The sequence below is a fragment of the Cyanobacteria bacterium GSL.Bin1 genome, assembly GCA_009909085.1.
GTDB lineage: Bacteria > Cyanobacteriota > Cyanobacteriia > Cyanobacteriales > Rubidibacteraceae > Halothece.
This window is the reverse complement of the sequence record JAAANX010000154.1, coordinates 1-12169: the sequence shown is the minus strand read 5'-3', so window position 1 is coordinate 12169 and position 12169 is coordinate 1. Positions and strand designations below refer to the sequence as shown.

Annotated in this window: 9 protein-coding genes; 7 read left to right on the top strand and 2 right to left on the bottom strand. The window is 44.0% G+C overall.

What is annotated here, in order from left to right:
- Positions 1-334 precede the first annotated feature (334 nt).
- From GVY04_18320 to dnaK, 4 genes are all read left to right on the top strand, one after another.
- Complete coding sequence (locus GVY04_18320) at positions 335-1600, top strand: acetylornithine/succinylornithine family transaminase (protein ID NBD18010.1); 1266 nt, start codon at positions 335-337, stop codon at positions 1598-1600.
- Positions 1601-1829: 229 nt separating this feature from the next.
- Positions 1830-2624 (top strand): 3',5'-cyclic-AMP phosphodiesterase, encoded by a 795-nt coding sequence (gene cpdA / locus GVY04_18315; protein ID NBD18009.1) that lies wholly within the window; start codon positions 1830-1832, stop codon positions 2622-2624.
- 80 nt (positions 2625-2704) lie between these two features.
- A complete protein-coding gene (hemC, locus tag GVY04_18310; protein NBD18008.1) occupies positions 2705-3670 on the top strand; it encodes a hydroxymethylbilane synthase in 966 nt (321 codons plus the stop codon).
- A 138-nt stretch (positions 3671-3808) separates the two neighbouring features.
- Positions 3809-5866: a molecular chaperone DnaK gene (dnaK, locus tag GVY04_18305; GenBank protein ID NBD18007.1), complete on the top strand. Its 2058-nt coding sequence runs from the start codon at positions 3809-3811 to the stop codon at positions 5864-5866.
- 13 nt (positions 5867-5879) lie between these two features.
- Here the strand turns inward: dnaK and GVY04_18300 are convergent, their stop codons facing one another.
- Positions 5880-6059 carry a hypothetical protein gene (locus GVY04_18300; GenBank protein ID NBD18006.1) on the bottom strand — a complete coding sequence of 60 codons (180 nt, stop codon included), beginning with the start codon at positions 6057-6059 and terminating at the stop codon, positions 5880-5882.
- 26 nt (positions 6060-6085) lie between these two features.
- On the opposite strand from GVY04_18300, the gene GVY04_18295 reads away from it, so the two are divergent.
- Positions 6086-7084 (top strand): DnaJ domain-containing protein, encoded by a 999-nt coding sequence (locus GVY04_18295; GenBank protein ID NBD18005.1) that lies wholly within the window; start codon positions 6086-6088, stop codon positions 7082-7084.
- Between the two features lie 117 nt (positions 7085-7201).
- On the opposite strand, the gene GVY04_18290 is transcribed toward GVY04_18295, so the two are convergent.
- A complete protein-coding gene (locus GVY04_18290; protein NBD18004.1) occupies positions 7202-9625 on the bottom strand; it encodes a sucrose synthase in 2424 nt (807 codons plus the stop codon).
- Positions 9626-9776: 151 nt separating this feature from the next.
- On the opposite strand from GVY04_18290, the gene GVY04_18285 reads away from it, so the two are divergent.
- Complete coding sequence (locus tag GVY04_18285) at positions 9777-10712, top strand: glycosyltransferase (GenBank protein NBD18003.1); 936 nt, start codon at positions 9777-9779, stop codon at positions 10710-10712.
- A gap of 42 nt (positions 10713-10754) precedes the next feature.
- Positions 10755-12023 (top strand): glucosylglycerol 3-phosphatase, encoded by a 1269-nt coding sequence (stpA, locus tag GVY04_18280; protein ID NBD18002.1) that lies wholly within the window; start codon positions 10755-10757, stop codon positions 12021-12023.
- Positions 12024-12169: the final 146 nt, after the last annotated feature.

Below are 12169 nucleotides of genomic sequence, written 5' to 3'. Positions count from 1 at the left end.
GTCTTGTCGCCTTCAGGGACGTTCGGTGATTACTTTTTTCCAACAGGCTTTGCAAAGTCCTCTCACCGGTGAGCCTTGTCCTTCTCTCATTCCCCAGTTTTGCCACACCTGAATCCTTACCTTTTAATAAATCAGTGATCATTGATCATAGATCATGGATTAGAGATAATTTTGAGAAACAGAAAAATCGGTGGTTAAAACATTCTTTCATCAGCATCTCCAAAATTAAAGATTAGGGGAGGCAATGAGTCTCTAGCAAAAATCAGGAAGATGATACCGCATCTTCCCCCAAAAATTTCCACTCAGCAAATTACCAATCGTCAAAACAAAATTAATGAGTTCAGAAACCCTTTTAGACAATTTACAAGCCCTCAGTGATTCTGCAGCGGAGTTTAACTCCCAACAGTTTGACCAATATGTGATGTCCACTTACGGGCGGTTTCCAATCGCGATCGCGCAAGGGAAAGGTTGCACCCTTTGGGATACAGAAGGAAAGAGTTATTTAGACTTTGTTGCCGGTATTGCAACTTGCACTCTCGGTCATGCTCATCCCACCCTTATTAAAGCAGTCACCGAGCAAATTCAAAAACTGCATCATGTTTCTAACTTGTACTATATTCCCGAACAAGGAAAATTAGCACAATGGTTAGTGGAACATTCTTGTGCGGATCACGCTTTTTTTTGTAATTCTGGGGCAGAAGCTAACGAAGCCGCAATTAAACTGGCACGGAAATATGCCCATACGGTGCGTAATCTTAAAAATCCGGTTATTCTAACCGCTCACTCGAGCTTTCACGGGCGCACCCTGGCAACTATCACGGCTACCGGCCAACCGAAGTATCAAAAAAACTTTGATCCTCTCGTTCCCGGTTTTGCCTATGTTCCCTACAACGACATTAAAGCCTTAGAAGCAGCAATTGCAAAATATTCTGAACAGGGGATTGCTGCTATTTTAGTGGAACCGTTACAAGGAGAAGGCGGCGTTTGTCCCGGCGATTTAGATTATTTTCTCCGCTTAAGAAAAATTTGTAACGAGACGGGAATCCTCTTGATTTTTGACGAAGTGCAAGTGGGTGTCGGACGCAGTGGCAAATATTGGGGCTATGAAAACTTAGGGGTTGAACCGGATATTTTTACCAGCGCTAAAGGCTTAGCCGGTGGCATTCCCATTGGGGCGATGTTGTGTAAAAATTTTTGTCAGGTTTTTGTCGGTGGCGATCATGCCAGTACATTTGGTGGGAATCCTTTTGTATGTAGTGCAGCATTAGCCGTTTTACAAACCTTGGAACAAGAAGATATTCTTTCCAATGTTATCGCTCGAGGGGAACAAATGCGGAAACATCTACGCGCGATCGCGCTGGAAAATCCTGAATACTTTACAGAAGTTCGGGGATGGGGATTGATTAATGGGTTACAAATCAATCCTGAAAACGAGTTGACTGCAATTGCCATTGTCAAAGCAGCAATGGCAAATGGGTTGCTCATTGCCCCAGCCGGTGCAAAAGTCTTGCGATTCGTCCCGCCATTAATTATTTCAGAAGCAGAAATTGAAGCGGGGATGGAAAAATTAAAAACTGCAATTGATGCGATCAAATCTTAGAGTTCCCTGCTCAAAATTTCAAGGTATTTACTGAATTGCTAAAGGAGCTGGTTGGACTAAAATGAAATTATTCTAGAGTTTTGAGAACTTTTATCGAGATTTTCTAGCTCTAGCAATAATTTTTCCGAACTTAGGGTTGAATTATATTAAATCTGAAAATAATTTTAGAAAAAATATCTAGCCAAACTGATTTTTCAAAAATGATCAATGCATGAGTGCAAAAAAAAAGATGGAAGTTTCCCCGCTGATCATTGCTCAAGTTACTGATACTCATTTGTTAGCCTCACCAGAGGGGAAATTATTAGGCTTACCAACCCAAGACTCATTAGCAGCAGTGATTAGGGAAATTCAAGCTCTCATCCCTCAACCCCATTGCTTACTCTTAACTGGAGATTTATCTCAAGACGAAACTCTCGCTTCCTATCAACGTCTGCATCATCAACTCACTCAATTGAATTTGCCGGCTTATTGGCTTCCGGGAAACCATGACCAACTTGATCTCATGGACAAAGCATTAACCATTCCCCCAGCGTATGGAGATAAATCATTTTGGCACGGCAATTGGAAATTTATTTTGCTCAATTCAGCTGTGCCCGGGCGAGTTTATGGCTATCTCAGCCCAGAAACGCTGACTTGGCTCGATACCGAACTCGAAACAGCAAAAGGATACCCAACCTTAGTGGCTTTACATCATCCTCCTTTTGTTATCAATTCCCATTGGCTAGATAAAAGTCGCTTGCAAAATCCAGAAGCTTTATTTCAAGTTTTAGATCGTTATTCCCACGTGCGCGTCGTCTTGTTTGGTCACATTCACCAAGACTTCTATCGCAATCGCGCTGGGGTTCACTATTTTGCAACTCCCTCCAGTTCCGTGCAATTTAAGCCCAGTTGCCAAAACTTTACTCTCCATGAAGTTCAACCCGGATTTCGACTGCTTTGGTTGTATCCTGATGGCAGTTATGAAACGAAAGTGAAACGAGTTGACTTTAGGTATCGTTTAGATATAGCGGCAGACGGGTATTAATCATTGATCGTGAATAATTGATAATGGATAATTAATTGGTGTAGAAATATAAGATGGGATAAATCAATTTAATTTTAATAATGACAGCGACTACTTCTTCTGGCAGCAAAATTGTTCGGATCGGAACGCGCAAAAGCAATTTGGCAATGGTACAAACCCACTGGGTGCGGGATGAATTGCAAAAACATTTTCCCGACTATCAATTTGAAATTGAAGCAATGAGTACCCAAGGGGATAAAATCCTCGACGTTGCCTTATCGAAAATTGGAGATAAAGGCTTATTTACCAAAGAATTAGAATTAGGATTACTCAATCAAGAGGTGGATTTAGCGGTTCATTCGCTCAAAGATTTACCAACCCAATTGCCAGAAGGATTGATGTTAGGCTGTGTGAGTACACGGGAAAATCCTGCAGATGCATTGGTATTGAATGCAAAGTATCAAGGCTACACCATCCAAACCCTTCCGGAAGGGGCAGTGGTGGGAACTTCATCCCTCCGTCGCCTTGCGCAACTGAGATATCATTACCCCTACCTGGAATTTAAAGATGTGCGCGGGAATCTCAATACTCGGTTGAAAAAGTTAGATGCAGGAGACTACGATGCCCTAGTCTTGGCAGTTGCGGGCTTACAACGGTTAGGAATGGGCGATCGCGTTTCCCAGGCGATTCCCAGTGAAGTGTCTCTCCATGCCGTTGGCCAAGGGGCATTGGGAATTGAATGTCGGGAAGGGGATACTCGTATTTTAGAGCTCCTCAAAGCCATTGAAGATCCGGATACGCGCGATCGAACCCTTGCTGAGCGTTCCTTTTTACGAGAGTTAGAAGGAGGTTGTCAAGTTCCCATTGGCGTCAATAGTCATATAGAGAGTGATCAACTAACCTTAACCGGAATGGTGGCGAGTCTCGATGGTAAACAGTTATTGAAAGACACCATCACCAGCGATCGCGCAGAATATGACAAAATTGGCTATGATTTAGCGCAAATGTTGAGAGAGAAAGGAGCGCAAGCGATTTTAGATGAGATTTTTGCCCAAATTGAACGCTAGCTTCGCTCAAAGGGGAGTTGGTTCCGTGGAATTTTCTCTCGGTCACCGGGGAATGCGCAACAATTCGATACAATATAAGCCGAACGAGATCAGTTCAGATTGTAGATTATTGTCAGGGGAAACCCAAAAAGGAGTCTCATGGGGAGAGTTGTCGGGATTGACTTAGGCACTACTAACTCAGTTGTTTCCATAACCGAGGGCGGGAAACCATTGGTCATCGCCAACGCCGAAGGAACACGGACAACCCCCTCTGTCGTTAGTTTTAACAAGGATGGGGAACTTTTAGTGGGCCAAATGGCACGGCGACAGTCCGTTCTGAATCCTCAAAATACCTTTTTTGGGGTCAAACGCTTTATTGGACGCAAATATGCCGAATTAAGCTCCGCTAGCAAGCGCGTTCCCTATACCATTCGTCGCGATGATGCGGGGAATGTCAAATTGCGGTGTCCCCGCTTGAAAAAAGAATTTGCCCCAGAAGAAATTTCAGCGCGGATTTTGCAGAAATTAGTGCAAGATGCGAGCCGTTATCTCGGGGAACCGGTGACGGAAGCAGTGATTACAGTTCCCGCCTATTTTAATGACTCGCAACGGCAAGCCACTCGCGATGCCGGGCGAATTGCCGGTTTAGAGGTGTTACGGATTCTCAATGAACCCACCGCCGCAGCACTCGCCTATGGACTCGATCAAGAAGAAAATAGCTTAGTCTTAGTGTTTGATTTAGGCGGAGGTACCTTTGATGTTTCGATTTTAGAAGTGGGGGATGGCGTCTTTGAAGTCAAAGCCACCAGTGGCGATACCCAACTCGGCGGCAATGATTTTGACGAGAAGATTGTTAATTGGCTGGCGGAAGAGTTTTTAGAAAAAGAAGGGATTGACTTGCGGCGCGATCGGCAAGCCCTGCAACGCCTTTCCGAAGCAGCAGAAAAAGCAAAAATTGAGCTCTCTGGTGTCGGAACCACGGAAATTAACCTACCGTTTATTACTGCCAGTGAAAGTGGTCCCAAGCATATTGAAACCCAATTGACGCGATCGCAGTTTGAAGGCTTTTGTGCCGATCTCATGCAACGCTTACGTCGTCCCTTGAAACGGGCGTTTAAAGATGCTGGGTTGCGACCCTCCGATATTGATGAAGTGGTTTTAGTCGGTGGATCAACTCGGATTCCAATGGTGCAAAATATGGTGCGCGACTTAATCGGGCGCGAACCCAATCAAAACGTCAACCCCGATGAAGTGGTTGCCGTGGGGGCGGCGATTCAAGCGGGGATTCTCGCCGGAGAAGTCAAAGATGTGCTTCTCCTAGATGTCAGTCCCTTATCTTTCGGAATTGAGACGATTGGTGGCGTTATGAAAAAGCTCATTCCCCGCAACACTACCATTCCAGTGCGACGTTCTGACGTTTTCTCCACCAGTGAAAACAACCAAACCATGGTAGAAGTTCATGTCTTGCAAGGGGAACGGGAAATGGCTGCAGAAAATAAATCGCTTGGGCGTTTTAAACTAACCGGGATTCCCCCTGCCCCCCGCGGTGTGCCCCAAATTCTGGTTTCCTTAGATTTAGATGCCAATGGGATATTGAATGTTACTGCCATGGACAAAACCACCGGGCGTGAGCAAAGTGTAACCATTCAAGGCGCTTCCACTCTCTCCGAAAGCGAAATTAACCGAATGTTGAAGGATGCCGCAGAACACAGTCGCATCGACCAAGAACGAAAAGAGCGCGTAGAAAAACGCAACCGTGCAGAAGCCCTTGCCGATACTTCGCAACGGCGTTTGAAAGAAGTTGCCCTTGACTTTGGCACGCAGTTCGCCAGTTACTATCGTCGTCGGATTGAAGCCCTGATTGAAGAATTACGGGAAAGCTTAGCCCGCGATGATGAAAGAGGTATTGATCGCGCCCAAGCCGATTTACAAGATGCACTCTATGAACTGAATCGAGAAGTCCGTTTACAATATGAAGACGAAGAGGATGATTTATTTGGGTCCATTAAACGGACCTTCCTTGGAGACGATGAGGATGAGCGCATTCCTCCCTATCGACGCGAATCAATGAATTCTCGTCCCAGAAGTCGTCCTCGCTATGAACGAGATTACTATGAAGAAGAAGAATACGAGCGTCGCCCACCACGCCGTTCTTCTCGTCGCCGTCCCTTTGAATATGAAAATGATTGGGATGAAGAAGACGATGATTGGTTTTAAAGTGAATCGGGAGTCACAGATTACGCCGGAATATAATTTTAGCGCGGGGTTCACAAGCGGAGGACTGGGCGCGGACACAGGTTCCGCGCCAAGCAATTCGCCGTTCCCCGGAATTCGATTCCTGGGCTTGCGGCGAACCGTTGGTCCGTTCGGAAACGAGTTCCGACGACGACCCCTTGCCTGCTGCAACCATTGGTCAGCAACTCGCTTGTCTCAACTATGAAAAATCTTCCCAATTATTATGAACTCTTAGACGTTTCCCCTGATGCAACAGTAGAGGAAATCAAGCGAGCCTATCGTCGTTTGGCTCGTAAATATCATCCTGATCTGAATCCGGGAGATAAACAAGCTGAAGAAACATTCAAAGATTTAGTTGAAGCCTACGATGTCTTATGTGATCCGGAAGAGCGGGAAAAGTATGACCAGTTACTCAACAGCCGTAGCCCCAAAAGCCGCCGTCGCAGTAAACCCTCTAATAGCAAAACGCGCCGCGATCGCGCTGCCACTGAAAATGGTCAGTATGGAGCAGATTTTAATCGCTTTGTGCAACAAACCTTTCGCAAAAACACGCAACGTCAGGCGGGAACATCTTCTCAACAAACTTCACGCCGCGTGCCTCGCGAAGATAGCAATGCCTATCGTCCAGGAACGCGTAAAACGGCTTACAAAGTCGAAACAGAACAGAGTCGTTCCCCAAAAGAACGTCCTCGTGATGTAGAAGCCAGATTAAAACTACCTTTGGAAAAAGCCTATCGTGGCGGCAAAGAGCGCATTCGCCTTGAAGATGGACGGTCCCTCGAAATTGATATGCCCTCGGGAATGATTGACGGTCAACAGATGCGCTTACGAGGACAAGGTCTTGGCGGAGGTGACTTATATTTGACCATTACGATTGCTCCCCATTGTTTGTTTAAACTCAAAGACAAAGATGTCTTCTGTCGCATTCCTGTCACTCCCAGTGAAGCGGTTTTCGGAAGTGCCATTCAAGTTCCTACTTTAGATGGCTTGGTGGAAATGTCAATTCCTGCTGGCGTCAAATCGGGTCAACGCTTACGTCTTGCAAATAAAGGTTATCCTGTGGATGGAGAACGGGGCGATCAACTGGTTGAAATTCAAATTCTGGTGCCTCCGCAACCCACTGCAGAAGAAAAAGAACTCTATCAAAAACTGCAAGAAATTCAGAGTTTTGCCCCTCGTGATTCACTCTTGAAAGAGTAGAGAAGACTAATCGGTAAATTGAGGTGAACAGAGAACAGAGAAGGGATAAAGGTTGGGATTGCTTACACCTTACCTTAACCCTTTTCCGATAATTATCCCTTGCAGCTCACTCATCCTTTACCGCCTGGCGTGTTCTTCTAACAACGCTTTTGCCCTTGGCTTGTAAATGAGGTAAAACAGCGATTCGATATAACGCAACATATCTTCCCGATTTTCCTTCGAGGTAAAATTCCAGAAGCCATAAATCCGGGCTAAAGACAAAAGCTTGGTTGTATGAATTTTCCAAGTGTAGCTAGTATAAACCCGCTCCCTTGCTTTTTGGGAAATTTCATGCCACAAATCAGGGTTGACATCACATTTCTGAACAAAATCAAGGATTTTTTGGGCAGTTTCTTCTAAGTTCGTGGGATTAATATAAAATCCATTCGCCTGATCTTGAATAATTTCTAAGGGACCGCCAAACTGTGTACCAAAGGTGGGCAAGCCGGAGATCATTGCTTCTAAAATGGTTAAACCAAACGCTTCAAATAAAGCAGGTTGCACAAAGATCCCTTCATGATCGGCAATTACCCGATACACTTCACCAGAATCGCTTTTTGGCAGTCGTACCCCTAACCAACGAATTTTTCCATGCAAGTTGTATTCCTCAATGAGGCGATACATTTTCTCAATTTCTTCCCGTTCCTCACTATCTGTGGTTTCGGACGTATGGAGTTTTCCTGCCACCAAAATCAGATTACAGTGTTCTTGCAGTTGCGGGGATTTCCCAAAACATTCGACTAATCCTGTCAGGTTTTTAATCCGATCTAAACGGGCCATTGAGAACAAGGGGCGTTTTTCAGGGTTATCCAATTTACCAAAAACTTGCGACTCATCTTCTTTGTAGAATAATAAGTCTTTTACCTGTTCCACGCGGTTGGGAATCCGGTCTTCTTGCTGCGTATAAGGGAAGTAAATATTTTCATTAACACCAGGGGGAACGACATTAAACTTCGGTGAAAACAATTCAATCCCGTTTACAACGTGATAGAGATCGGGCATCGTGAAATTTTGATAGGATTCATACTGTCCCACACTATCGGGTCGCCCTACAATTTCTTGATAGGTACTGCTGATAATACACTGGGCAGCATTCATGGCAATTAAATCAGCAGTAAATTGAATTGAGAAATGATAATTCGGCTCTAAATCTTGCCAGTAGAGGTTACTAAACAAGTATTTTGATTTTTCTAAGGCGTGGGCAACGTTAAACTGCGTAATATTGAGACGACGGGCTAAGAGAAATGCCACTAAATTGCCATCAGAATAGTTGCCGATAATCAGATCGGGTTTTCCTTCAAGTTCGGCACAAAGTTCGGTTTCGGCATCAATGGCATAGGTTTCTAGGTAGGGCCAAATTTCAAATCGAGAAATCCAATCTTGTGTCACTTTCGGATTGTATTCCCGAAACGGAACTCGCAAAATCCAGCCGTTCTCTGTACCATGAACTTTTTCTAACCGTTCATTACAGCGGGTACCATCATTGTTATGAATGAGGCGAGAGAGGATAATGACTTTTGGCTTAACGCCCAAGTTGGTTAATCCCGCTAATTCAATGTCCTCTTCGAGTTGTTTTTCTAAACTGCGGGCTTGGTCTAAAACATAAACCACTTGCCCCCCAGTATCCGGTCGTCCTAAAACTCCCTCTTGACCAAACCAACCATGAACTGAGACTAAAACAATCTTGAAGATCATAGGAATGCGAGAGAGAAAGGCTTCTAAGCCTTGATTGTCTGGAGAATCGATCAGTTCGTCTAAAATACCTAGGCTTTCTTGAATGCGCCCTGCGGTATTTCCCCAACCGGGTTCAAAGCCAAGATCTTGTAGATCAAATTGGAACTCTTCGTAAGGTTTATCTTGAGGAAGCTCACTGACAAATTCAAGAGCCCGTTTGACCTGAGTCGAAAGTTGCTGTTGGTCTTTAATGCGCCCATTAATCAGAAGCGTAATGCCGTTATAACTGTGAAGACTGAGAAAATTATAAACGGCTGTAAGCCATTGGTTGGGGTCTTGGAAAAGTTTACTGGACATGTAGCGGTTGAGAAAGTCCACGCCACGACCAATATTTTTAGAGTCTTTAATAATGGGAGAGTAATCGTAGAAGGGCTGAAAGTCGATCTCAAAAACATCCCCTTCCTCGGGATGATACTGGTTAACGAAGCGATCGCGCACATCTAATAATTCTTGTCTGGTCAGAGGTTCGACCGTTAAGTTATCAACAATACGATAACTTTCTTGTTTCGCAATTTGGGGACGAATAATCAGATAAAGGCTTTCGTGCTCTAAAATGAGTTCTTGCGTATAGTAAATGAGGCGACCTAATGCTGAGTTTCTCGCATAATCCGTATTTTTTTCCTGATCTTGGCAAAACGTAGAAAAGGCGTTGAGAATATCATTCCGGAGGAGATAGCGATGAGATCCTTCACGACGCAGGAGATCGATAAAATCGCGTAAATCAGTTCTTTCTTTGCTTTCGAGGACAGCTTGCACTAACTCAGACATCAATCATTCCTTGTTGCTTACAACTTCGCAAACTACTATGGGTAAATTTGTAATCTGTTACTACTCCCCTGAGGAAGAATTCGTCTTGACGGAGATGCGCGATCGCGATTTGATCAGTTTATAACTGCAAAATTACAGTGGGGAGATTTTATTGACTAAACTAATTATACAAATCCCTTGCTACAACGAAGAAGCCACTTTAGGAGCAACGTTAGCGGATTTACCGCGAGAACTGCCGGGAATTGATCAGGTAGAATGGCTCATTATTGATGATGGTAGCCGCGATCAGACAGTAGAAGTGGCAAAAGCCAGCGGTGTTGACCATATTGTGCGTCATCCGAAAAATCAAGGTTTAGCCAAAGCCTTTATGAGTGGCTTAAGAGCCAGTTTAGCCGCAGAAGCAGACATTATTGTAAATACGGATGCGGATAACCAGTATTGTGCTGATGATATTCCCCATCTTATTGAACCAATTTTATTAAAACAAGCCGAAATTGTCGTGGGAGCGCGACCGATTACCCAGATTCCTCATTTTTCTCCAGTTAAGAAAACCTTGCAACGGTTAGGGAGTTACGTTGTTCGTTTAGCGAGTAATACGAATATTCCGGATGCCCCAAGTGGGTTTCGTGCGTTTAGTCGCGAAGCGGCGTTACAAATTAACGTTTTTGATAATTACACCTATACCCTAGAAACCATCATTCAAGCGGGACAAAAAGGGATGGCAATCCTCTCTGTTCCCGTGAGAGTTAATCATGATTTGCGACCCTCGCGTTTAGTTAAAAGCACTCCCACTTACGTGCTGCGGTCAATGACCACGATTCTCCGAATTTTTATGTTATACAAACCGCTGCGTTTCTTTCTGATTGTTGGATCAGTGCCGTTTAGCTTAGGTTTTCTTTTGGGTGTACGTTGGTTATTTTTCTTCATTATGGGAACGGAAAGAACGCGCATTCCCAGCTTGATTTTAACGGCAATTCTGATTTTAATTGGGGTTCAACTTTGGGTATTTGGCTTAATTGCTGATTTGTTAGCCGCTAATCGCCGACTAATTGAAGATATTCAAGTTAATTTGAGAAAGCAAAGGTAAAGTAGTCATTAGTCATTAGTCATTAGTCATTAGTATTCGTTTATGTTCCATCCGCTTTTAAAAGAAAATATTCCTTCTCTGAATCATGAAAAACTTGCTGATATTTTAATTCATAATGAAAATATTCTGATCATTCAAGACTTAGATGGCGTTTGCATGGGGTTAGTCAAAGACCCCTTAACGCGTACCATCGATCCCAATTATGTCAGGGCAACAAAAGCCTTAGCCGGGCATTTTTATGTTCTCACCAATGGCGAACATATTGGAAAACGTGGCGTTAATCCCATTATTGAACGGGCGTTTGGTGATGCTGATTTTGTAAAAAAAAATGCGCTTTATCTGCCTGGTTTAGGTGCAGGAGGGGTACAATGGCAAGATCGCGCCGGTCATATCTCTCACCCCGGTGTAACGGAAAAAGAGCTCACGTTTTTAGCACAAGTTCCACAAAGAATTAAACACGCATTAGAGAGTTTTTTTGAGGAACAAGAAACTTCGCTATCTGCTCTTGAAATTGAGCAAGGAATTAAGGCTTCAGTTTTAAATAATATGGCGTCTCCCACCGCTAATCTCAATACATTATATGAAAAATTACAAGCATCTCCAGCAATTTATGCAGCCTTACAAACAACAATGCAGCAATTAATGGAAACTTTATTAACTGAAGCAAATGCAAACGGGTTAGGCAATTCTTTTTTTGTTCATTATGCGCCTAATTTAGGGCGCGATCAACAGGGGAAAGAAATGCTGCGTCCAGTAGCAGAAAATGATTCGGGAACAACCGATTTTCAATTCATGATTCGCGGAGCAATTAAAGAAGCAGGGGTGTTAGCAATTCTCAATCGTTATTACTATCAACGGATTGGCAATTATCCTCTAGGAGAAACATTTAATGTTCGCAATGCACCCAATCGTTATTCAGAATTGGTGGAATTAGTTAAAAACCATTTTGATCCTAATTTAATGCCGATTATTGTGGGAGTGGGCGATACGGTTAATAGTAGCGTAACTGAGGTCAATGGTAAGCTAGAAGCCAAAAGAGGGGGCAGCGATCGCGCTTTTCTGCAATTAATTCAGGATATTCATCCCCACAATATTGTGGTTTATATTGACAGCAGTGGTGGGGAAGTCAAAAATCGGAAACCCGTTCAAATTCAAACCACTGCAACGGGAGAAAAAGAAGTCGTAGAACTGCCCACTGATCCACGAGACACCGCCGATCCGCTCACCTTAAACGTCATCTTTCCTCACGGACATTCTGAATATATCAACTTTTTTCAAACCGTAGCTACGAATCGAGACCAACACACCTAAGAAGCGCGTGGCTTTCGCCTCTGACTGCGCTTCTGGTGTGACAAGTATATGAGTGGAGTGCCACGCTTGGTGACTTCTTGGGCGCACGTGCTATTCGCGGTGCTATCCTAGTCTCACAACTAGCTCCTCAAGCGTTAATTCCCATC

Excerpts from the sequence above, each read along its gene's own strand:
- GVY04_18320 (NBD18010.1), top strand. The coding sequence starts at position 335 with ATGAGTTCAGAAACCCTTTTAGACAATTTACAAGCCCTCAGTGATTCT.
- cpdA (NBD18009.1), top strand. The coding sequence starts at position 1,830 with ATGGAAGTTTCCCCGCTGATCATTGCTCAAGTTACTGATACTCATTTG.
- stpA (NBD18002.1), top strand. The coding sequence starts at position 10,755 with ATGTTCCATCCGCTTTTAAAAGAAAATATTCCTTCTCTGAATCATGAA.
- GVY04_18300 (NBD18006.1), bottom strand. The coding sequence starts at position 6,059 with ATGGTTGCAGCAGGCAAGGGGTCGTCGTCGGAACTCGTTTCCGAACGG.
- GVY04_18295 (NBD18005.1), top strand. The coding sequence starts at position 6,086 with ATGAAAAATCTTCCCAATTATTATGAACTCTTAGACGTTTCCCCTGAT.
- dnaK (NBD18007.1), top strand. The coding sequence starts at position 3,809 with ATGGGGAGAGTTGTCGGGATTGACTTAGGCACTACTAACTCAGTTGTT.
- hemC (NBD18008.1), top strand. The coding sequence starts at position 2,705 with ATGACAGCGACTACTTCTTCTGGCAGCAAAATTGTTCGGATCGGAACG.
- GVY04_18290 (NBD18004.1), bottom strand. The coding sequence starts at position 9,625 with ATGTCTGAGTTAGTGCAAGCTGTCCTCGAAAGCAAAGAAAGAACTGAT.